The sequence below is a fragment of the Alkalibacterium indicireducens genome, assembly GCF_039522005.1.
GTDB classification, from domain to species: domain Bacteria; phylum Bacillota; class Bacilli; order Lactobacillales; family Carnobacteriaceae_A; genus Alkalibacterium; species Alkalibacterium indicireducens.
Window position 1 is genome coordinate 1 of sequence record NZ_BAAADA010000045.1, and the last position, 22,632, is coordinate 22,632.

Here is a 22,632-nt window from a genome sequence, read left to right on the forward strand (position 1 = left end):
TAATTCAGAACTGAAAAAGTAATGGCTACGCACTATCCCAAAAGGGCGAAGGCGTAGCCGAAGCTTTTTTTACAGGTGTTACTGAGCCGCTTGAGTTCATGTTCATGTTTGCAGCAATGCCGCTTTATGGGGTATACGCCCTTATACAGGGTGCGGCATTTGCAATGGCAGATATTATTAATCTAAGAATCCACGCTTTCGGAAATATCGAGCTTCTGACCCGTACACCACTTGCACTGAGAGCGGGTCTGGGCTTAGACATGATCAACTTCCTTTGGGTCACTGTCCTGTTTGCAGTCGGCACTTACTTCCTGGCAGATTTCCTTATTCGTAAATTCCAGTATGCCACGCCTGGGCGTAAAGGAAATTATGAGGGAGAAGCAAGCGGGTCGGATGCAGCTCAGGCAGTGGATGCTTCTCAGCAGGTGTATAATATCATTCATCTATTAGGTGGAAAAGACAATATTTCTGATGTGGATGCCTGCATGACTAGATTGCGTGTATCAGTTAAGGATACGAATAAAGTAGGCAGCGAAGCGAACTGGAAAAAAGCTGGAGAGATGGGGCTTGTTCATAAAGACACTGGTGTTCAGGCGATATATGGACCGAAAGCAGATGTACTGAAATCCGATATTCTGGATGTACTTGAATCGAATGTAGACATTCCTGCCTCAACGATCGATGAGAATAAGGCATTAGTGGAAGACACAGCTAATGATCAGACGAGTGAATCTTTAATGAATCATTCAGAAAAAACAGCTGTCTACAGTGCTGCAGACGGAAACGTACAGCCAATCACTGAAGCACCGGACGACGTCTTCTCTCAGAAAATGATGGGCGACGGCTATGTCATCACCCCTTCATCGGATAGAATCGTTTCACCTGTTTCAGGTTTAATCACCAGTATATTCCCGACTAAACATGCAATCGGAATCCAGACAGAAGATGGGATCGATGTGCTTGTACACATGGGAATTGATACGGTACAATTAAACGGTCAGGGATTCGAGCTATTTGTTGAAGAAGGACAGACACTGAAAGCGGGCGATGAGCTGGCTCAAATGGACCGCGAGGCAATAAGCAAAGCCGATAAGGATACAGCGGTACTCGTAGTCTTTACGAACTTGACTGATGGACAGATAATTAACCTTAAGGCAACTGGAGAATGTAAAGCAGCGGACCTTATTGGGTCAGTGATGGAATAAAAAAGGAGTGTACAAATGAAAGTCTTAACATTGAATACTCACGCGTGGATGGAAGACGCCCCTTATGAAAAGCTGGATGCTCTAGCTGAGCAGCTTGCAGAATCAGAATATGACGTTATTGCTCTTCAGGAGGTCAATCAGACGATCGATGCCAAGGGAATCAAAGATGATACTTTCATTGCTCCTGAAGAAAAAGTATGTGCTGTTCCAATAAAAGAAGATAATTTTGCCCGGCTGTTGGTCAAGAAGCTGAAGCGTCTTGGTCTGACTTACTACTGGAGCTGGGCAGCCAATCATGTCGGGTATGACCTGTATGACGAAGGTGTGGCGATTCTCTCTAAAGTCCCGTTCAAAGCAGAAAGTCAGCTGGTCTCTAAATCAGAGGACTATACCAGTCACTACACACGTAAAGTGCTGAAAGCCTCCTTTGATCATCAGGATAGACAATGGGTGGTTCTGTCCGCTCATTATTCCTGGTGGACTGAAGGGAATGGCAGGCAGCTGTTTGAGCATGAATGGATGCAGACGCTGGACATAATCCGTCCTGATGAAAGAGAAACCGCCATCGTCATGGGAGATTTCAATAATGACCCCTCAGTTCAGAATGAGGGCTATGCACTGGTCAGACGCTCGGCCCCTTTCCTGAATGATGCTTTTGAAACAGCGGACTTGAAGATAGGTGAAGCAACCGTAGAGAAGGAAATTGACGGATGGGAAGGCCACTCGGATCTTAAACGGATCGACTATATTTTTGCCGGGGAAGGCTTTGACATCGAACAGTACAAAGTGACTTTCGACGGAAAAAATGGACCGGTCGTGAGTGATCACTTCGGTGTGGAGGCTCTAGTAAAGTTAAAGCTTACTTAAAGTTAGAGAAAGTAAGTGACAAGAAAATGAAAACATGTTATATTAGGCACTGGATTGATTTAACATCCAGTGCTTTTGTATGCTGAAAATGTATAAAACATAGAGATGATTTGATTAAAAAGGGGATTTTATTTATGAAAAAGAAATTATTATATACTGGTATTCTATCTGTGAGCGGATTCCTTCTGGCTTGTGGACCAGCTGATAACGGAGATGATGCCGAAACAGATACAGCTCAGGAAGAACTTGGGGAAGATACAGCAGAAGAAACATCATGGGCTGATATTGAAGAAGAAGGCGTCCTGACAGTCGGAACATCCGGCACATACGCTCCGATCACATTCTTTGATGAAAACAATGAACTAACTGGTTTCGAAGTTGAACTGGTCAGAGAAATCGGCGAAAGACTGGACCTTGAAGTTGAATTCGAAACAATGGATTTCGACGGGATCCTTCCTTCACTGAGAAATGGACAAATTGATGTGGCTGCACACGACTTCGCCATTACTGAAGAACGTCTTGAAATTTTCGACTTTGTTGACCCGCATAAATTCTCCTATGGATCAATTATCGTAAGACAGGAAGACGCAGATCGTTTCAAGTCTGCTTATGATCTGGAAGGTGTCGACGTTGCAGTTGGGTCACTGACCAGTAACTATGCGATTTTTGCGGACAATATTGGAGCAAATGGTACGGCATACGACGGTGGAGTTGAAGCTATTCTTAGAGATGTCATTAACGGCAACCAGGATGCATATCTGAATGACTACCTGGTCCTGCTTAACACCTTGAACGAATTCGGTGACGACCAACTGACGATTGCTGAAGATGTGAAATTCCACGCCACTGAAAGCGCGATGGCTGTCTTAAAAGGCAATACGTCCTTAAGAGATCGTCTGAGTGAAACCCTTCAGGAACTGATGGATGACGGAACGGTTTCAGAATTGTCTGTGGAATTCCTAGGCGCTGATGTAACTGAACCCGTTGACGAATCAGAAATCGTGAGTCTTGATGGAGAATAATTAGATCTATGGACATACAAGGAGCACACACTTCTTGTATGTTTTCTTTTTAAAAATCAAAATAAAAAAGAGAGGACAAAACGATGTTTGAGACGTTTAGAAATATACGGTGGGAATATCTATTTGATTATGAACTGGCGATAGACTCATTACCTTTCCTGCTTCAAGGGTTGCAGATTACAATGGTTATTGCCTTGTTCAGTATGTTCTTTGCTTTAATACTGGGTGTTGTAATAGGTGTCGCTCGTATGTCGAAATTTGCCATATTTCATTTACCTGCCAGATTATACATTTCCTTTATGCGAGGGACCCCACTGCTTGTATTTGTATTTATCCTTTATTATGGCCTGCCGGTAATAGGACTCTCGTTCAATAATGCTGTTGTAGCTGCTATTGTAGGTGTCAGTTTAAACTTCGGCGGCTACCTTGCGGAAGTGGTACGGTCAGCTATCTTATCTGTACCCAGAGGTCAGTGGGAAGCAGCGGCGACTTTGCAGATGGATTACTTTCAGACCTTGAGAAAAATTGTGATTCCCCAAGCTACACGTATTGCTCTTCCACCGACATTCAATATTTTTATGGACGTCGTCAAAGGGACATCACTGGCTTCTGTTATTACGGTCCAGGAACTACTGTACAGTGCACGACTAGTTGCTGGTCGAACCTATGACAGTATGACCATGTACATTTCTGCTGCCCTGATCTACTGGATGGTCTGTATCGTAATCGGGTATTTCCAGGACCGTCTGGAAATCAGGTACAACCGTTACCTATCTAAATAAGGAGGCACACACATGATTACAGTAAAGAATCTTAAAAAAACATTTGACGACACTCCAGTTCTAGAATCAATTAACCTTGAAGTGAAAAAGGGCGAAGTGGTCTGTCTGGTCGGTGCATCCGGATCAGGAAAAACAACCTTGCTTCGCTGCCTGAATCTGCTCGAAACACCAGATGAAGGATCGATCAGAATAGGTGATAAGGAAGTATCTTTTGGTGAAGATAAACTATCCAAGAAAGATATCAAGGACATCCGCCGCTATTCAGGTATGGTCTTCCAGGGCTTCCACCTTTTCCCGCATATGACTCTACTGGAAAACATTACTCAAGCACCTCTAACTGCCAAGCAGCAGGATAAAGAGACGATCATGAAAGAAGCGAGTGTGCTGCTTGAAAGAGTTGGACTGTCCGAACATCAGGACAAGTTCCCAGATGCCTTGTCCGGTGGTCAGCAACAGAGAGCAGCGATCGCCCGTGCACTGATGATGCACCCGGAAGTCATGCTCTTCGATGAACCAACGTCTGCTTTGGACCCTCAGCTGGTCAGAGAAGTTCTCAAAGTTATTGAAAGTCTGGCTAAAGAAGGCCAGACAATGGTCATCGTGACACACGAGATGAACTTTGCCCGCCGTATAGCGGACAAAGCCTTCTTCATGGATGAAGGCTATATCCTTGAGTCAGGTCCGGCTGAACAAGTCCTGACCGATCCAAAAGAAGACCGCACAAGAGAATTTCTTGCTCTACTTGAAGACGAGTAAGACGAATTGAGTAATATCAGCCCCGCCTAACTGTGGTTATCTTCAGTCGGGCGGTTTTTTCGTAGAAAAAACCTTCACTATTGTGTTTTGGAGCGGCACTCGTAGGGGAAGCCTGTTTGAGTGCAGGTGCAATCTGAATAGCGCCTGTACTCAGATAGAAAAACAGACTGAGTACAGGGGCAATCAAGATAGCTTAGGAACTCAAAAGAGAAATCTGTTTGAGTACATGTGCTATCGGAATAGCGCCTGAACTCGGAAGGGAAAAGAGTTTGAGTGCAGGTGCAATCAAGATAGCTTAGGAACTCAGATGGAAAAACAGTTTGAGTACAGGGGCAATCAAGATAGCGCCGGAACTCAGTAGGGAAAACAGTTTGAGTAGAGGTGCAATCTGAATAGCGCCGGAACTCAGTCGCAAATAAATTTAGTACTGAGACAAATAGGATAGCTCGTGGACCTAAAGAGATAAACCAAAAAAAGAAGCCCCATCCTGGGAATCAACTCGCAGGATGGGGCTTCTCTGTATGGTTATTACTTCAGTTCAGGCCAGTAGCCTTTGTTTGCTTCGATCAGATCGTCCAGTAACTGTTTAGCGACTTCAGCACTTGGAACGATTTTGGACAAGCTCAGAGCCTGCCACAGTTTCTGGTAACTGCCTTCGATATAGGCTTCAACGACCAGCTTCTCAGCAGTGACTTGCTGAAGCATCAGAGCGCGGTTGAACGCAGGGATTTTACCTTGAGCCAATGGTTCAGGACCGTCACTACCGACGATACAAGGCACTTCGACCATAGCATCATCATCAAAGTTGGCAATCGCTCCGTTGTTTTCAACGATCAGAAGCATACGCTCTTTTGCATTGAATGCAATGGCACGGGCCAGGTCCACGATGAATGATGCATGGCTGTCGATGTGGAAACCACCGTCAACTGCGGTACCTTTTTCGATGATGTTACGAGCAGCTGTAAATACCTGTTTCTCACGTCCGGCCATCACTTCATTGGCACGGGTGAATTCTGGATTGGAGCCAGCTACTTCATAGTCAGGATAGAAATAATACTTCAGATAAGTGTTCGGTAGATAATTCGGTTCGATTGCCAGTAAGTCCTTGGCTTTTTTATGAGTGGCCTGCCAGCTTTCGTCCATATGCTGTGTGTCCACTTCAACTTGGGTCAGATAGCCGTTTTCTGCCACATATTCCTTGATTTCATTGATGTATTCATATCCTGTAGCTTTGTCTTTGACGCTGGTCCACCATCCGAAGTGGTTCAGGCCGAAGTAGCTTACTTCCAGCTTGTCTGGAGTAGTTCCAACAATTTGAGACATTCTACGCAGCGTTCCGACAGGCATGTCACAGATATTCAGGACTTTTGAATCTGGACGTAAAACGCGTGTCGCTTCAGCAACGATTGCTGCAGGATTGGAATAGTTGAGCATCCAGGCATCTGGAGAATACTTTTCCATGTAGTCGATGATTTCAAGCATGCCGTTAATGCTTCGCATACCATAAGCAATTCCGCCAGGTCCACATGTTTCCTGACCGACAACACCGTATTTTAACGGAATCTTTTCATCCTGCTCACGCATCTCGTACTTTCCGACGCGGATATGAGCCATGACGAAATCGACATCGCTAAAGGCTTCTTCCGGATCAGTAGTGTAAGAGAATTTGAGGTCAGGTGCCTGTTCTTTTAGAAGAATTTCCAGAGCTTCACCTAGAATCCCTTGTCTGTCTCCGTCATTATCGTACAGCTTCAGTTCTCTCATTGGGAAACGGTCACTGTTTTCAAGCATCAACGATTCAGGTTTCTGGCTTGTCTCCCGCTATTTTGGATTGGATGAAAAAGACACATTGAAAACTTGGACAATGATGACAACAATTATCGGACTTGTCGGATTAGGCATGGCAATGCTCATCGGATTGTTTATAATATAAGAGAGTACTAGACGAATAGGAACTTAATCAGTCTAAATGAAAGGATTTCGTATATGAGTAGTTATTCCATCGGTGTGGACATCGGGACGACGAGCACAAAAGCCGTTCTGTTTTCAGAACAAGGAGAGAATCTCCATCAGGCAACGATTGAGTATCCTCTCTACACACCTGAACCGAAAGTTGCCGAACAGGATCCGGATGAGATTTTCGATGCGGTCCTCCTGTCCCTTCAGTCAGTCATGGAAACCTCCCAAGCATCCCAGTCAGACATTAAAGTCATCGGCTTCAGCGCGGCTATGCACAGTCTGATTGCTGTAGACAGTGAGGGAAAGCCGTTGACACAGGTCATTACCTGGGCAGATCAGCGCAGCGAACCTTATGCAAGGCAGCTGAAAGAAACAAATGGGCAGAGCATCTATGAAAAGACTGGGACGCCGATTCATCCCATGTCACCCTTATGCAAACTGATCTGGATGAAAGATGAAAAACCTGAAGTATTTCAGTCTGCTGCCCGATTTATTGGAATAAAGGAATATGTTTTCCATAAATTGTTTGGCACGTACGCTGTCGATTACTCGATTGCATCTGCTACTGGACTCTTCAATATGGAAGCTTTGGACTGGGATGAGGAAGCCTTGGAAACAGCTGGGATTACCCCTGACCGACTGTCACCGATCGTTTCGACAACTGAAGTCTTTACCGGCATGCGCTTGGAATATGCAGATAAAACAGGGATTGGTCGTGACACACCGGTTATCATAGGTGCTAACGATGGCTGTCTTGCAAATCTTGGAGTCAATGCGATTGATAAAGGGGTTGTGGCCGTAACGATCGGAACGAGTGGAGCGATCCGGACGGTTACTGATAAACCAGTTTCAGATCCGAAAGGCCGAATTTTCTGTTACGCCTTGACGGACAAGCACTGGGTGATCGGTGGACCAGTGAATAACGGTGGAATGATTTTGAGATGGCTCAGAAACGAACTATGCCTTGAGGAAGTGTCTAAAGCAGAAGCTGCCGGTATGGACGCTTATAATGTCATCACAGAGAAAATAGCGGAAGTTCAGGCCGGATCCAATGGGCTGATTTTCCATCCGTACTTATCCGGCGAACGGGCTCCTTCATGGAACGCGAACGCTCGAGGCTCCTTTTACGGACTGGCTCTGCATCACCAGAAAAAACATATGATGCGTGCGGTACTGGAAGGTATCAATATGAATCTCTATATGGTTCTGCTGGCTCTTGAAGAAGTGATCGGCTTACCGGAACGGATCCATGCGACTGGTGGATTTGCGAATTCTGATGTGTGGCGTCAGATGCTGGCAGACATTTTCAACCAGGAAGTGCATGTCCCGATGACTGTGGAAAGTGCCTGTCTGGGAGCAGCTGTTCTGGGACGTTTCGCTATAGGAGACATCGATGATTTAAGCGAAGTCGGTAATATGGTCAACACGGGTAAAGTCAATCCGCCTCAACCCGAATCTGTTGCGATATATGAAGAACTCATGCCGATATATATCCGCTTGAGCCGTCTCTTTGAAGAAGAATATGATGCGATTACTGCTTTTCAGCAGAAGTATAAGTAAATGAATATAGTCAGCACTCGACCGTTCTTATTCAATCAGACGGTCGGGTGTTTTTGTTTTAGGAGATCTGTACGAGTGCCAAATAGTTAATAAGAATTAGTATCCGATGAAGTACTAATTTAGCAGGAAATTTTTGTATACTATAGATAGGTGAGGAAAGGAGGAAGGGAATCGTGTCCAGTGTGGACGGATATCCCGTCAAGATGCTTGGAAAAAAAAAGTATGCCAATGGCCAGAAGGTTTATGAACAGGAAGATAATATTCTGACTTATTATTATGAAGACGGTACGGTCAAAGCAAAAGGCCCTTTTGTTGAACAAAAGATGGAACAGGAGTGGATTTTTTACCGAAAAACGGGTGATCTATGGCAAGTCGGCCATTTCAAAGCGGATCAGAAACACGGAAGATGGCTCCGTTACAGCCGAGATGGAGAAGTGGAGTATGATGAACAGTTTGAGAATGGAAAGCAGCTGAAGAAGAAGTAAGGAACAGCAAGCTGACTTTCAAAGAAGAGTGGTGGAGCCTATCGGGTGCTCCATACTCTTCTTTTTGCTTTCAGAGCTAGGGGTAGGACTGAAGAAAGACTAACTCAATAGGCCGAATCAGCACGAGTGGGTTTAAAGCCGCATCTTGCGACCAACTCGGGAGAAATAAGCTGGTGAGTGGGCTCTAAGATGTATCTTGCGACCAACTCGGAAGAAATGAGCCGGTGAGTGGGCTCTAAGACGCATCTTGCGACCAACTCGGGAGAAATGAGCCGGTGAGTGGGCTCTAAGACGCATCTTGCGACCAACTCGGGAGAAATGAGCCGGTGAGTGGGCTCTAAGACGCATCTTGCGACCAACTCGGAAGAAATGAGCCGGTGAGTGGGCTCTAAGATGTATCTTGCGACCAACTCGGAAGAAATGAGCCGGTGAGTGGGCTCTAAGACGCATCTTGCGACCAACTCGGGAGAAATGAGCCGGTGAGTGGGCTCTAAGATGTATCTTGCGACCAACTCGGGAGAAAAGAACAGCCGAGTGGGTTCCAAGAAAGATCTTACGACAAACTCAAGAAGGAAAGAACCACCGAGCTGGTTCTAAGAAGCCTCATCCCGACAAAAAAAGCGAGTCGCCTTACTTTCATTTCCCGTTCTCATGCTTGAACCCAGTCAAGAAAGCAAGCACCTCTAATATCTCACGAGTTTAAATCAGCGCCCGCTACACAACAATTATGAAAACGGATCTTTAATATACATAAATAATGCAGATATCATGTTTTTTAAACAAAATATACCTTTTTTCATAAATTATATTGCATAATTATATTTATGATGGTATGATTCTTTTTAAGTCAAAACAGAACTAAAGGGGATAAGGCGTATGATGAAGGGCGTAAAAGGATTTATAGCATTACTTATTTTATTCAGTATATTATTCATTCCGGCAGAACCGGTGTCGGCTGAAGATGGATCGGCACTGCAGCGTGTTCAGGATCAGGGGGTCCTGGTCGTTGGGACAAGTGCCGATTTTCCACCATTCGAATTCTATGCAGTTGTCGACGGTGAACGCCAGGTCGTAGGAATGGATATGATGATTGCGCAGAAAATTGCGGATGATCTTGGAGTGGAACTTCAAATTCAGGACATTGGATTTGACAGTCTGCTGCCGGCTCTGGAAGCCAGAAACGTCGATGTAGTCATTGCGGGAATGACTCCGACTGCTGAACGTCGTAGAAATGTAGATTTCTCGGATATTTACTTCCGTACTTTCCAGAATATTATGATTCGTGCGGAAGATGAGGATATCTACGATTCAATCGAATCATTGAGAGGATTGACAGTTGGTGTACAGTCCGGGTCACTTCAGGAAGAGCTCGCTGAGCAGATTCCGGATGCAGAAATCATGAGTCTGACAGACTTAAATGATTTACTGCTTGCTTTGAAAACTAACCGAATCGAAGCAATCGTTATGCAGGGACCTAACGCTGAAGCTCATGCTGGTCACGATGAGGACCTGCATACCTTTGTCGGGGACTTTGAAATGGACGATGATGACCAGGGTTCAGCGATTGCCTTCAGAAAAGGAGAAGATTCACTAGTTGATGCAGTGAATGAAAGCTTGGCTGAAATAAAAGAACAGAATCTGATAGAAGAGTATCTAGCCAAAGCAGGCGAATATATGGCTCAGACGGAACTGGATGAAGATGGGGAAGAAATAGAAGCAGGGTTTATTGCAAGCTACTGGGAATATTTCCTTGATGGGACACTGATCACTTTGCTGATTTCAGCGTCTGCCGTGTTCTTCGGTCTAATTTTAGGATCACTGCTGGCACTCATGCGACTGTCTAAAGTGTTCCTGGTTAAACAACTGGCAACCGCTTATGTGGAGTTTGTACGAGGAACGCCGCTTCTCATTCAAGTTATGTTCATCTACTTCGCGTCAGGTATGTTTTTCAATTTGCCGGCCCTGACTGCAGGGATCATTGCTGTCTCGCTCAACTCCGGGGCATACATTGCTGAGATCATAAGAAGTGGAATCAATTCTGTCAACAAAGGACAGGATGAGGCTGCGAGAAGTTTAGGTATGAGTAAGAATGATTCCATGCGCTACATCGTCTTCCCTCAGGCCCTTAAGAATATCTGGCCTGCACTAGGTAATGAGTTCATTACCATTATTAAAGAGTCGTCCATTGTATCAGTCATTGGTGTCGGCGAACTGATTTTCCAGACACGAGTGGTGCGTTCTATTTCCTTCCAGGGAATCCTGCCGCTGTTCATCACTATGCTGATCTATTTTGCGCTGACCTTCAGCCTGACGAAACTCTTGAACTTCTATGAAGGGAGAATGAATCATGATTAAAGTGAATCATTTGAAAAAGTCATTTGGAAAAAATGAAGTATTGAAAGATATTAACGAAGAATTCAGCCAGGGGGAAGTGGTCGTAGTAATTGGCCCTTCCGGCTCCGGGAAATCAACGTTTCTACGTTGCCTGAATTTGCTTGAAGAACCTTCTGATGGGGAGATCGTTTTCGAAGGGACTACGCTGACAGGTCTGAATGAAAAAGACCTGAACCAGCTGCGTCAGAAAATGGGTATGGTTTTCCAGCAGTTCAATCTGTTTCCTCACAAAACGGCGAAACAGAATCTGACGATTGCACCAGTAAAATCGAAAGGGGTCGACAAGCATCAGGCTGATCAGACTGCGGTCAAACTTCTGAGACAGGTCGGGCTGGGAGACAAGGAAGATGCATATCCGTCCAGCTTATCAGGTGGACAGCAGCAGCGTGTAGCGATTGCCCGAGCTCTAGCGATGGATCCCGATGTGATGCTGTTCGATGAACCGACATCAGCATTGGATCCGGAGATGGTCGGAGAGGTTCTGAAAGTAATGAAAGACTTAGCTCAGTCCGGAATGACCATGGTTGTGGTGACTCACGAAATGGGCTTTGCCCGAGAAGTTGCCGATCGTGTCCTGTTTATGGATGACGGCTATATTGTCGAATCAGGTACCCCAGACATGATTTTCTCTAATCCTCAGAATGAACGGACTCAGGATTTCCTGTCCAAAGTCCTATAATCACTGAAAAGACCGGTCTCCTTCATGAGGAATACCGGTCTTTTTGCCTGTATTCTATTTATGTAATGGACGAAACAGCTTCTTTAATACTGATTTTGACTGCTTACCACCTTGTTCAGATGCGACTAGATCAGCATCTGTATTCGGGCTCTCGTTTAGCTTTTCGGATGGCCTGCTGGTAAGATAGTCAACTCCATATGCGTCTTTCAGAAACCATTCAATAGGATACCCGAAAGTTTTTGCCAGCAGAATGACTGATTCACTTTCTGGAAGTGAATACCCGTTTTCCCACCGGGATACGGTCTGACGGCTGACGTACATGGACTTAGCCAGTTTTCGCTGCGACAGTTCTTCTTTTTCTCTTAGAAATTGAATCTTTTCCCCGATGTGCATAAAACGATCTCCCTGTAACTATTATTATATATGCGTTAATATATTAAAATAATTGTAACATAATCATTCCTGATTAATATAGGTCTCAAGTCCCAATTTACATAATCAGGGCTTTTTTTGAGTTTTTCTTTACACACATAAGCACAGAAGATGAAAAAATAAATTTGAAGATAAAACCACTTGTAACCGGATTCGTTTCTCTTTAGAATAAGGTTTGTATAATATGTAAACAAACCAACGGAGGGTAACTATGACGTTTATTCATGGGGATTTTATGCTTCAAAATGAGACGGCTAAAACTTTGTATCATCAAATAGCCAGGGATCTGCCAATCATTGACTATCACTGCCACCTTGATCCTAAAGAAATCGCTGAGGATCATGCGTTTGAAGACATTACCGAACTATGGCTGGCCGGAGACCACTACAAGTGGCGGGCGATGCGGGCTAACGGGGTGTCTGAAGAACTGATTACTGGAAATGGATCATCTAAAGATAAGTTCAAAGCCTGGGCGGAAACGGCAGAAATGGCTCTGGGCAATCCGTTATTCCACTGGACCCAACTGGAACTGAAAGAGTATTTCGGTATTGAGGAGCTGCTTGGAAGCGACAATTGGGAAACCATTTATGACGAGGCTAATCGTCAGCTGAAAGAGGATGACATGACGGCTCAGTCATTGATTAGAAAATCCAATGTAGAATTTATCGGTACAACGGATACACCTTTCGATTCGCTCGAGTATCACAAGCAGATTGCTGACAAAGAGGCGTTTGATGTCAAAGTGGCGCCGTCATTCAGGCCGGATGAACTGTACGATCTGTCAGCCGAAGATGTATCAAGACTTGAGGAGCTGACCGGAAAACAGGCAGCTGACTATGGTACGTTCCTTGAAATCATAGAGGACCGTATCGATCATTTTGACCGCCATGGGGCTCTGATTTCTGATCACGGCATCACCGAGCTGCTTTATGAAGAAGCTTCAGATGAGGATATAGAGCGTATTTTCGCTTCTTTTAAAGCAGGAGAATCAGTTTCAGATATAGACAAGGCAAAATGGATGACGCGTCTGCTTGTCGAATTAGGCCAGTTGTATCATGACCGAGGCTGGATCATGCAGATCCATTTTGGAGCGATAAGAAATACGAATACACGGCTATTTGAACAGGCCGGCGCAAATGTAGGCGTCGATTCTATCTATGACCAGGCAAAAGTAGCGGTTCATCTGAACCGTTTGCTGGATGCTATGGACAAAGAAGGCAAGCTGCCGAAGACGATCGTCTATAACCTGAATCCCGAATATAACCACATTGTTGCCAGTTCAGTGGCTAATTTCCAGTCCAATGAAGAAGGTATCAAAGGCAAAGTTCAGTTCGGTGCCGGCTGGTGGTTCAATGATACGGAACAGGGAATGCTTAGACAAATGGAAACCCTGGCGGATCATGGGCTGCTGATGCATTTCGTAGGGATGCTGACGGATTCAAGAAGTTTCGTGTCCTATCCTAGACATGATTACTTCCGCCGCATATTCTGCAACTTTGTCGGTGAGCAGGTCGAAAGTGGCAAGTTTCCTGATAAACCGGCACTTCTTAAGCAACTGGTGGAAAATGTGTGCTACAAAAATGCGAAACGATATTTTCAGAAATAAACAGTATCTACTTTAACGTAATTCCGAAAGAAGTCTCCCACTTCTAAGCGTATGGGTGCGAAGCACCAGTGAAAGTGGGAGATGAATTTCGGTCAAGCGATAGCTTGAAGTGGTTAATGTCATTCTCATTTGGTATACTTTATATATAGACGATAACCAAGTCTATATAGGCGACAACCAAGCCTACTGAGTATTCCTTGGCGTTAGCCAAGTAAAAGAAAACCTATGAGGCAGGGACTGCCTTTTGAGCCTACCCATATCCGATTCCTCTGTCTGCATGAAACCTGTGCAGACAAGAATGGAGTTCGTAGGAAGCCCCCACTTCAAAATCCGGAGGATTTAAGTGGTGGGTAGTTCACAGTAGTGTTCTAGGTATAACCTAGTAGATTCAGATAAAAAAGGCTGCATTACTCCCGAGTAGAAGAGTAATGCAGCCTTTTTTCTATATATATGGGAATTACCGCCTATGAAGATTTATTTATCCGTAAAGGGGCCCGAACAGCTCTAGTCCATATAGACGAATGCCTCATAAAAGTAGGTTATGAGACGTTGAGTTCTCAATCGATCGGAAGAATGTCTCATAAAAGTAGGTTATGAGACGTTGAGTTCTCAATCGATCGGATGAATGCCTCATAAAAGTGAGATATGAGGCATTCGTCATCAAAATGAATCGTCGCTCGCTTCCCATCCAGGAATGAAAGAAGCCTAAACGGGATCCGAACAACTACCCCGAATGCAATAATGAGCGCCATTTCAAAGAATGGCGTCTCTTTTTATTTTTTTAGACCTGTTCAGCCAAGAAAATCTGAACGAAAACGTTCATGCTTATCGATCGTGATCTGCTCATCAGAAATCCCACGTTCACGCATGGTGGCGATGGTTTCTCTAAGGAAGTCATCGCTGCCGACAATGTAGAAGATGCCGTGAGTGTCCTCAGCCAGCTTGTTTACTTTCTCATAGTAATCCGGACGGTCAGTGACGTACTGAGCTGTCAGAGACGGATATGACTCTTGTTCAAACAAACCGGAGAAGAGCTGTTCACCAGACGAGTCGATATTCAGAGAATGGAGAGAGTCTATTCCATTAGAATCATTTAAGTACTGCAGAACAAGAGGTCTGAATGAAGCGATACCGACCCCGCACGACAACAGATAAACAGGTCTGTTTTCTCGCTTCAACGGGATATTTGTATGTGTCTTGAACAGGGCAACTGAGCTTCCGCTTTTAAGTTCAGACAAATGAGTCTTGTATCTTGAGCGCTCTGCTCTAAGGCGAGTAGTGATACCGATCGTCTTTTCTTCTGGAAGGGTTGCGATCGACATGTGCCTAACCAGCCCTTTGTCAGGTTTTTCTCCGCTATTGAATCCTTCCAGTGCCAGGTGAGTGTGCGCGCCTTCTTCCCAGGTGAAGCCCTCTGGGAGATCCAGGTAGAACGTTTTTGTATCTGTAGCTTCATCAATGACGTCTACAAGGGTTGTCCAGTATATCTGCATGTGAATCATCTCCTAAGTGTGAGTCTGTCAGCGAATTGATTATAATTAAGCATACTCTAATTGAGAATTATTCTCAATTGAATTTTGTGAATAGTATTACGAAATCCTGTTTGTAATATCATTTCCAAAGGAAAAAAACAGTTGTTAATGTTCGTTAATTACAAAACATTAGAATGTTTTAAACTGTAAATTCAGCTTTATAAATATAAAACTCGAACATTAGCCGAAATATCATCCATAAATAGACGCTGAAAGGTTGACTCTATTTCATAGACGAGTTATGATAAAGCTGTACCGACAAAAACGGAACGATTACAAAAAAAGCATGTTTAATATTCGTGTTTAACCGAGTCCTGAAAGGGGTATTCAGTTGATAAAGAGAGACCTGTTATATGAAGGAAAGGCAAAGCGATTATATGAGACCAGTGAACCAAGCATTCTATGGGTCACGTATAAAGATCAGGCCACAGCTGGGAATGGAGCCAAGAAAGAAGCCATAGCCGGTAAAGGGCAGCTGAACAACCAGATTACCAGCGTGATCTTCAAAAAGCTGAAGGAGATGGATATTCCAAGTCACTTCATCAGGGAAGTGTCTGAAACGGATCAGCTGATTGAAAAAGTGGATATGTTCGATCTTGAGGTTGTCATCAGAAATGTCGCTGCTGGAAGCTTTTCCAGGCGCCTGGGTGTAGACGAGGGGACGGAGTTGGCCTTTCCTGTGTTGGAATTTTACCTCAAGAATGACGAACTGAACGATCCGCTCATTAATGATGATCATGTGCTTGCACTTAATCTGGCTGACCAGAAAGAAATTGACGAAATTAAAAGACAGGCTCACAACATCAACAATTCACTGATTGAAATTTATAAAGAGGCCGGTATCAGATTGATCGACTTCAAGCTGGAATTTGGAAAGACTGTGAAAGAACAAATCATTCTGGCAGATGAAATTTCACCGGACACATGCCGTCTATGGGATGAAAAGACGAACGATCGTCTGGACAAGGATGTCTTCAGGCAGGATCTCGGCGACATTATCCCACTATATCAAGAAGTACTCGACCGTCTGACTACAGCTCAAAAGGAGAAGTGACTCATGTATAACGTAAAAGTATATGTAACCTATAAAGAATCAATTCTGGATCCTCAGGGAGAAGCGGTAAGAGGGGCCGTTCACCGTATGGGTTTCGATGAAATTGAAGATATTCGTATCGGGAAGTATTTTGAAATCAAAGTATCAGATACTGACGACCGTTCAGTTGAAGAAGTCATTGAAACCATCTGCGACAAGCTTCTGGCAAACGTTGTGATGGAAAGCTACCGCTATGAAATTGAACGAGTAAAGGAGACGGTGTAAGCATGCGATTTGCAGTGATCCAGTTTCCAGGTTCCAATTGTGATGTTGACCTGCTTCATGCAATTATAGACGGTGTAGGAGAAGAAGCTGAATACGTGCCTCACACTGCAGAAAGTCTGGACGGATTTGATGGTGTCCTGCTTCCTGGAGGTTTTTCGTATGGTGATTACTTAAGAAGTGGTGCCATATCCCGCTTTTCAAATGTGATGAGTGAAGTGACCCGTTTTGCAGAGGAAGGCAAGCCAGTCTTTGGTACCTGCAACGGATTCCAGATTTTAGTTGAAGCAGGACTTCTGCCTGGGGCTTTGCAGCGTAACGACAACCTTCATTTTATCTGTAAGACATTGGAACTGGAAGTGGTCAATAATCAGACGAAATTTACCTCTGAATATGGCGATAAGGAACGCCTCATGATACCCGTCGCTCATGGCGAAGGGAATTACTACTGTGATGAAGAGACACTTGCGGAACTGAAAGCCAACGATCAGATCGTATTCACCTATGCGTCAGACAACCCGAACGGCTCAGTTGAAAATATCGCAGGGATTATAAACAAACAAGGCAATGTGCTGGGTATGATGCCGCATCCTGAGCGTGCAGTCGAGGATCTTTTAGGCTCAAGTGACGGGCTGCGCTTTTTCGAATCGATGGTCAAGAACTTTATAAAGGAGACTGGTGAGGTATGAAAACATTACATGAACCGACGGCCGAACAGATCAGAGATCAGAAAATCTATGCCCAATGGGGACTAACGGATGAAGAATACCGCCTGATTTCCGAGGACATAATCAAACGTCTGCCTAATTATACGGAAACTGGCCTGTTTTCAGTTATGTGGAGCGAGCACTGTTCGTATAAAAACTCCAAACCGGTATTGAGAAAATTCCCCACAGAGGGACCTCAAGTGCTTCAAGGTCCTGGTGAGGGTGCCGGAATCGTTGATATTGGGGACGGTCAGGCCGTCGTGTTTAAAGCGGAAAGTCATAACCATCCATCCGCTGTTGAACCTTATGAAGGGGCGGCGACAGGTGTCGGAGGCATCATTCGTGATATTTTCAGTATGGGTGCCCGTCCGATTGCGATGCTGGATTCTTTAAGGTTCGGTGAACTCGACAACGAACGGACAAAGTATCTGTTTGAAGAAGTCGTGGCAGGAATCGGCGGCTACGGCAACTGTATCGGGATTCCGACAGTCGGCGGAGAAATCGCCTTTGATCCCGTCTACAGAGGGAACCCGTTGGTAAATGCCATGTGTGTCGGCCTGATCGATCATGAGGATATTCAAAAAGGCCAGGCTAAAGGGATCGGTAATACGATCATGTATGTAGGAGCAAAAACAGGTCGCGACGGCATTCACGGCGCAACCTTTGCTTCGGAAGAATTCAGTGATGAAGAAGAGGCTGAGCGTTCAGCTGTACAAGTCGGCGATCCGTTTATGGAAAAACTTCTGATGGAAGCGTGCCTGGAACTGATTCAGGACCACAGCGATATTCTCGTCGGCATCCAGGATATGGGAGCCGCGGGTCTGGTCTCATCCAGTTCAGAAATGGCATCAAAAGCGGGAAGCGGACTGATCCTTAACCTGGACGATGTGCCGCAACGTGAATCAGGCATGACGCCCTATGAAATGATGCTCTCGGAGTCTCAGGAACGGATGCTGATCTGTGTGACGAAAGGGGCAGAAGATCGTGTCAAAGAGCTGTTCTCACGTTATGAACTGGATGCCGTGACTATTGGAGAAGTGACTGGTGACGGGCAGTACCGACTGTACCACGAAGGAAGACTGGTCGCTGACTTACCGGTAGACGCATTGGCGGAAGAAGCACCTGTCTATCATAAACCATACACTGAACCGGAACGTATTCAAGCTTTCAAAAAACTTGATGCATTCATACCGGACATCGCTGATACAGAAGAAACACTGAAACAACTCATGCAGCAGCCTACAGTTGCTTCAAAAAAATCGATTTTTGAAACATATGACTCAATGGTTAGAACGAACACCGTTGTCGGCCCCGGTAGTGATGCAGCAGTTCTTCGTATCAGAGGGACCCGCAAGGCGCTAGCCATGACGACTGACTGTAATGCCCGTTACCTTTATCTTGATCCGGAAAAAGGTGGTCAAATGGCGGTGGCAGAAGCCGCAAGAAATATTGTGGCCAGCGGGGGCGAACCACTGGCAATCACGGACTGTCTGAACTACGGGAATCCAGACAAGCCTGAAGTGTTCTGGGAGCTGTGGACATCTGCGGATGGAATTGCCAAAGCCTGTACGACATTAAATACACCTGTCATTTCAGGAAACGTATCGCTCTACAACGAAACAAATGGGGAAGCGATCTATCCGACACCTATGATTGGCATGGTCGGATTGGTCAAGGATCTTGATCACGTGACAACATCGGAATTTAAACAGGCTGGTGATAAGATTTTCGTCATCGGGAAAACAGGAGCTGACTTTAACGGATCTGAACTGCAGAAAATGCAATTGGGGAGAATCGAAGGAGAACTTTTCGATTTTGATATAGACAAAGAAAAAATGATTCAGGATAAAGTACTGCAGGCGATTCGTGAAGGACTTATTCAAAGTGCGCATGACTGTTCTGAAGGTGGATTGGCCGTGGCGCTGATGGAATCAGCCTTCGGGAACGAGCTGGGGCTGTCTGCGACACTAGATATGCCTTCAGAGTGGCTGTTTTCAGAATCGCCATCCCGTTTTGTTCTATCTGTCAGACCTGAACATGTAGAAGAAGTCAAAGAAGTATTTGGACAAGATGCCGTTGAAATCGGTGAAGTAAAAGATACACGAATCGCTGAAATCCGTACGCAGACGGAAAAGCTGACTATTGATGTTAAAGAAGTGAAAGACTTATGGGAAGGGGCCATTCCTTGGTTGCTGAAATCAAAAGCTTAAATGAAGAATGTGGCGTATTCGGTGTGTGGGGACACCCGGATGCAGCCCAGCTGAACTTTTTCGGTCTGCATAGCCTGCAGCACCGCGGTCAGGAAGGCGCAGGGATTGTGACCAATCGCAATGGGCGTCTGAAAGGACACCGTGACTTGGGACTTTTATCTGAAGTGTTTAAAGATGAACGTGAACTGATCCGCCTGTCGGGAGAAGCTGGGATTGGACATGTCCGTTACAGCACTGCCGGCAGCAACAGTATCTTGAATATTCAACCGTTTCTGTTCAAGTTTCACGATGAGGAGCTGGCACTGGCTCATAACGGAAACCTCATCAATGCAGTGAGTCTGCGCCAGGAACTCGAGCAGGCTGGGGCGATTTTTCATTCAAACTCGGATACTGAAATCCTTATGCACCTGATCCGTAAAAGCAAGCAGGATACACTGATCGACCGAATCAAAGAAAGTCTGAATACCGTAAAAGGTGCGTTTGCTTATGTCATGCTGACGCCTGATGCATTGATCGGTGCACTGGATCCGAACGGTTTCCGTCCTTTATCCATTGGACAGATGGATAATGGTGCCTACATACTTGCAAGTGAAACCTGTGCCCTTGATGTTGTCGGAGCAGAATTTGTCCGTGCCGTTCAGCCAGGGGAACTCGTGATTATCGATGATTCAGGGTATCGAATCGAGACCTATACCGATCAGACGCTGCTTCAAATCTGTTCGATGGAATTTATCTACTTTGCTCGACCGGATTCAAATATTGCTGGAGTCAATGTCCATACTGCACGCAAGAATATGGGCAAACGTCTGGCTGAAGAAGCACCGGTCGATGCAGATATGGTTATCGGTGTCCCGAACTCTTCTCTGTCCGCAGCTAGTGGGTATGCAGAAGCGAGTGGGATCCCTTATGAAATGGGACTGGTCAAGAACCAGTATGTTGCACGCACTTTCATCCAGCCGACTCAGGAACTGAGAGAACAAGGCGTAAGAATGAAACTCTCTGCTGTTCGAGGTGTGGTGGCCGGTAAGAAAGTGATCATGGTGGATGATTCCATCGTTCGCGGCACGACCAGCCGACGCATCGTTCAGTTATTAAAAGAAGCCGGAGCAGCGGAGGTCCATGTCCGCATTTCATCTCCGCCTTTGAAATACCCATGTTTCTACGGGATCGATATTCAGAATCAGAAAGAACTGATTGCTGCAGATTATTCAGTGGAAGAAATCCGCGAGAAAATCGGTGCAGACAGTCTATCGTTTTTAAGTGTCGAAGGGACGGTGGATTCGATCGGACTGACGTTCGATGCGCCTCATAATGGCCTGTGTATGTCTTACTTTACCGGAGACTATCCAACACCTTTGTATGACTATGAAACTGACTATATGAAAACACTGGCTAAAATCAGAGAGAGTAAGCCGTTAATGGTATAAACAACAAGATAAGACTGGGCTGGTCAGACTTCAGCCGGTCAGAAAACAACAGGGGGATCTATTAAATGGGAAATGCCTACACAGACGCAGGGGTCAATGTCGAGGCAGGTTATCAAACGGTTGAACGAATAAAAAAACATGCAAAACGAACGGAGCGCCTTGGCATGATGGGGGCACTGGGAGGTTTCGGCGGAGCATTTGATCTGTCTGTTGTCGACGTGAAAGAACCGGTCCTCGTATCTGGGACGGACGGGGTCGGCACGAAACTGCTGATTGCGATCCAGCAGGACAGACACGATACGATCGGGATCGACTGTGTGGCTATGTGTGTGAATGACATTCTAGCTCAAGGTGCTGAGCCGCTTTATTTTCTGGATTATATTGCAACGGGAAAAACGGTTCCTGAGAAAATGGAACAGATTGTTGCAGGCATTTCTGATGGGTGCGTCCAGGCAGGTGCAGGACTGATCGGTGGAGAAACGGCTGAGATGCCTGACATGTACGGGGAAGACGACTACGATGTGGCGGGATTCTGCGTCGGTGTGGTGGAAAAAAGAAGTATGCTGACTAAAGATCACGTTAAAGCAGGAGATAAGCTGATCGGACTGCCATCCAGCGGGATACACTCCAATGGCTACTCACTGGTCAGAAAAATCTGTTTTGAACAGAATGCGTTGAGTTATGATTTTAAGCATGATGCCTTAGGTGACGATACTTTAGGTCAGGCTCTGCTTGAGCCGACAAAAATCTACGTGTCTGCTGTACTCCCTCTTTTGAAAAAAGGCTGGGTACACGGGATCTCTCACATTACAGGCGGCGGATTCATTGAAAATCTACCTCGTATGTTACCAGAGGGCTTATCCGCAGTAGTCAGAAAAAACACTTGGGAAATACCTGGGATTTTTACTCTGCTTGAGGAGTATGGAAAACTCGACCGTGATGAAATGTACGGCTATTTCAACATGGGAATTGGCATGGTTCTGGCTGTTCCGGAAGAACACGAAGCAGCAGTGCTTAAAAGTTTAAAAGATTCCGGAGAAAAAGCAGTCACCATCGGAGAAGTCAGAGCAGATGAAAATGAGGCGATCCGTTTTGAGTAAAGCTGGACCGATCAGACTAGCCGTTTTTGCTTCCGGAAGCGGATCGAATTTTGAAGCACTTGTGAAGGCGATTAGAAAACAGACGATAGAGGCAGAAGTGGCTCTGCTCGTAAGTGACAAGCCTGAGGCTTTTGCTCTGACTAGAGCCGATACATTGGCTGTTCCCTCCGTTTCATTTTACCCGAAACAGTTTCCTTCAAAAGAAGTCTTTGAGAGAGAAGTCTTAGATCATTTGAAGGAAGCAGACATCGACCTGATTGTCCTAGCCGGTTACATGCGAATCATCGGGCAGACTTTACTGGAAGCTTTTGACAATCGGATTATTAATATTCATCCGTCGTTGCTTCCGCTTTATCCCGGGAAACAGGGAATACAGGATGCATTTGATGCAGGAGCCACAGAAACGGGTGTGACCGTACATCTAGTGGATGAAGGCATCGATACCGGGACGATACTGGCTCAGGAAAAAGTTGTCATCGATCCAGACGATACGATAGAATCACTAGAGGAGAAGATTCATGCTGTCGAGCATGTGCTGTATCCTGAAGTTATTCAGACTTATATCAAAAAGTTGCAGAAGGAGTATGCCTAACT

At 45.3% G+C, this 22,632-nt stretch carries 20 protein-coding genes and 1 pseudogene; 18 read left to right on the forward strand and 3 right to left on the reverse strand.

Annotated elements, in window-relative coordinates:
* Positions 1 to 104 precede the first annotated feature (104 nt).
* The 5 genes from ABFX15_RS03245 (at position 105) to ABFX15_RS03265 (ending at position 4,632) form a co-directional block, all read left to right on the forward strand.
* Positions 105 to 1,205, forward strand: a complete 1,101-nt coding sequence (locus ABFX15_RS03245) for a PTS sugar transporter subunit IIABC family protein (RefSeq protein ID WP_428830586.1) — start codon at positions 105 to 107, stop codon at positions 1,203 to 1,205.
* Positions 1,206 to 1,220: 15 nt separating this feature from the next.
* A complete protein-coding gene (locus ABFX15_RS03250) occupies positions 1,221 to 2,072 on the forward strand; it encodes an endonuclease/exonuclease/phosphatase family protein (protein ID WP_346024076.1) in 852 nt (283 codons plus the stop codon).
* A gap of 134 nt (positions 2,073 to 2,206) precedes the next feature.
* Positions 2,207 to 3,094 carry a transporter substrate-binding domain-containing protein gene (locus ABFX15_RS03255; RefSeq protein WP_346024077.1) on the forward strand — a complete coding sequence of 296 codons (888 nt, stop codon included), beginning with the start codon at positions 2,207 to 2,209 and terminating at the stop codon, positions 3,092 to 3,094.
* Positions 3,095 to 3,177: 83 nt separating this feature from the next.
* Complete coding sequence (locus ABFX15_RS03260; RefSeq protein WP_346024078.1) at positions 3,178 to 3,876, forward strand: amino acid ABC transporter permease; 699 nt, start codon at positions 3,178 to 3,180, stop codon at positions 3,874 to 3,876.
* Between the two features lie 12 nt (positions 3,877 to 3,888).
* Positions 3,889 to 4,632, forward strand: coding sequence for an amino acid ABC transporter ATP-binding protein (locus ABFX15_RS03265; RefSeq protein WP_091264781.1), 744 nt, complete (start codon positions 3,889 to 3,891; stop codon positions 4,630 to 4,632).
* A gap of 528 nt (positions 4,633 to 5,160) precedes the next feature.
* Here the strand turns inward: ABFX15_RS03265 and ABFX15_RS03270 are convergent.
* A pseudogene (locus ABFX15_RS03270) lies at positions 5,161 to 6,426 on the reverse strand (6-phospho-alpha-glucosidase); the annotation flags it as partial.
* A 37-nt stretch (positions 6,427 to 6,463) separates the two neighbouring features.
* On the opposite strand from ABFX15_RS03270, the gene ABFX15_RS12130 reads away from it, so the two are divergent.
* From ABFX15_RS12130 to ABFX15_RS03290, 5 genes are all read left to right on the forward strand, one after another.
* On the forward strand, positions 6,464 to 6,565 hold the full coding sequence (locus ABFX15_RS12130; RefSeq protein ID WP_428830588.1) for a hypothetical protein: 102 nt from the start codon (positions 6,464 to 6,466) through the stop codon (positions 6,563 to 6,565).
* Between the two features lie 53 nt (positions 6,566 to 6,618).
* The gene (gntK, locus tag ABFX15_RS03275; protein WP_346024079.1) at positions 6,619 to 8,151 is read left to right on the forward strand and encodes a gluconokinase; all 1,533 of its coding nucleotides are present in this window, start codon (positions 6,619 to 6,621) and stop codon (positions 8,149 to 8,151) included.
* A 173-nt stretch (positions 8,152 to 8,324) separates the two neighbouring features.
* Positions 8,325 to 8,636 carry a toxin-antitoxin system YwqK family antitoxin gene (locus tag ABFX15_RS03280; RefSeq protein ID WP_346024080.1) on the forward strand — a complete coding sequence of 104 codons (312 nt, stop codon included), beginning with the start codon at positions 8,325 to 8,327 and terminating at the stop codon, positions 8,634 to 8,636.
* Positions 8,637 to 9,515: 879 nt separating this feature from the next.
* Complete coding sequence (locus ABFX15_RS03285; protein WP_346024094.1) at positions 9,516 to 10,991, forward strand: ABC transporter substrate-binding protein/permease; 1,476 nt, start codon at positions 9,516 to 9,518, stop codon at positions 10,989 to 10,991.
* The gene (locus ABFX15_RS03290) at positions 10,984 to 11,709 is read left to right on the forward strand and encodes an amino acid ABC transporter ATP-binding protein (RefSeq protein WP_346024081.1); all 726 of its coding nucleotides are present in this window, start codon (positions 10,984 to 10,986) and stop codon (positions 11,707 to 11,709) included. Before ABFX15_RS03285 ends, ABFX15_RS03290 begins: the two co-directional genes overlap by 8 nt.
* 54 nt (positions 11,710 to 11,763) lie before the next feature.
* On the opposite strand, the gene ABFX15_RS03295 is transcribed toward ABFX15_RS03290, so the two are convergent.
* Positions 11,764 to 12,102, reverse strand: a complete 339-nt coding sequence (locus ABFX15_RS03295) for a helix-turn-helix domain-containing protein (protein ID WP_346024082.1) — start codon at positions 12,100 to 12,102, stop codon at positions 11,764 to 11,766.
* Positions 12,103 to 12,352: 250 nt separating this feature from the next.
* Here ABFX15_RS03295 and uxaC point away from each other — a divergent pair, with 250 nt between their 5' ends.
* Positions 12,353 to 13,747, forward strand: a complete 1,395-nt coding sequence (gene uxaC, locus ABFX15_RS03300) for a glucuronate isomerase (RefSeq protein WP_346024083.1) — start codon at positions 12,353 to 12,355, stop codon at positions 13,745 to 13,747.
* Between the two features lie 791 nt (positions 13,748 to 14,538).
* Here uxaC and ABFX15_RS03305 read toward each other — a convergent pair.
* A complete protein-coding gene (locus tag ABFX15_RS03305; protein ID WP_346024084.1) occupies positions 14,539 to 15,240 on the reverse strand; it encodes a ferredoxin--NADP reductase in 702 nt (233 codons plus the stop codon).
* A gap of 370 nt (positions 15,241 to 15,610) precedes the next feature.
* On the opposite strand from ABFX15_RS03305, the gene purC reads away from it, so the two are divergent.
* From purC to purN, 7 genes are all read left to right on the forward strand, one after another.
* Positions 15,611 to 16,333 (forward strand): phosphoribosylaminoimidazolesuccinocarboxamide synthase, encoded by a 723-nt coding sequence (gene purC, locus ABFX15_RS03310; protein WP_346024085.1) that lies wholly within the window; start codon positions 15,611 to 15,613, stop codon positions 16,331 to 16,333.
* Between the two features lie 3 nt (positions 16,334 to 16,336).
* Positions 16,337 to 16,597 carry a phosphoribosylformylglycinamidine synthase subunit PurS gene (gene purS / locus ABFX15_RS03315; RefSeq protein WP_091480099.1) on the forward strand — a complete coding sequence of 87 codons (261 nt, stop codon included), beginning with the start codon at positions 16,337 to 16,339 and terminating at the stop codon, positions 16,595 to 16,597.
* A gap of 2 nt (positions 16,598 to 16,599) precedes the next feature.
* A complete protein-coding gene (gene purQ, locus ABFX15_RS03320; RefSeq protein WP_346024086.1) occupies positions 16,600 to 17,283 on the forward strand; it encodes a phosphoribosylformylglycinamidine synthase subunit PurQ in 684 nt (227 codons plus the stop codon).
* The gene (gene purL, locus ABFX15_RS03325) at positions 17,280 to 19,511 is read left to right on the forward strand and encodes a phosphoribosylformylglycinamidine synthase subunit PurL (RefSeq protein WP_346024087.1); all 2,232 of its coding nucleotides are present in this window, start codon (positions 17,280 to 17,282) and stop codon (positions 19,509 to 19,511) included. The genes purQ and purL overlap by 4 nt, the downstream gene beginning before the upstream one ends.
* A complete protein-coding gene (gene purF / locus ABFX15_RS03330; RefSeq protein ID WP_346024095.1) occupies positions 19,487 to 20,938 on the forward strand; it encodes an amidophosphoribosyltransferase in 1,452 nt (483 codons plus the stop codon). The genes purL and purF overlap by 25 nt, the downstream gene beginning before the upstream one ends.
* Before the next feature lie 65 nt (positions 20,939 to 21,003).
* Complete coding sequence (gene purM / locus ABFX15_RS03335; protein WP_346024088.1) at positions 21,004 to 22,038, forward strand: phosphoribosylformylglycinamidine cyclo-ligase; 1,035 nt, start codon at positions 21,004 to 21,006, stop codon at positions 22,036 to 22,038.
* Between the two features lie 10 nt (positions 22,039 to 22,048).
* Complete coding sequence (gene purN / locus ABFX15_RS03340) at positions 22,049 to 22,630, forward strand: phosphoribosylglycinamide formyltransferase (RefSeq protein ID WP_346024096.1); 582 nt, start codon at positions 22,049 to 22,051, stop codon at positions 22,628 to 22,630.
* The last annotated feature ends 2 nt before the right edge of the window (positions 22,631 to 22,632 follow it).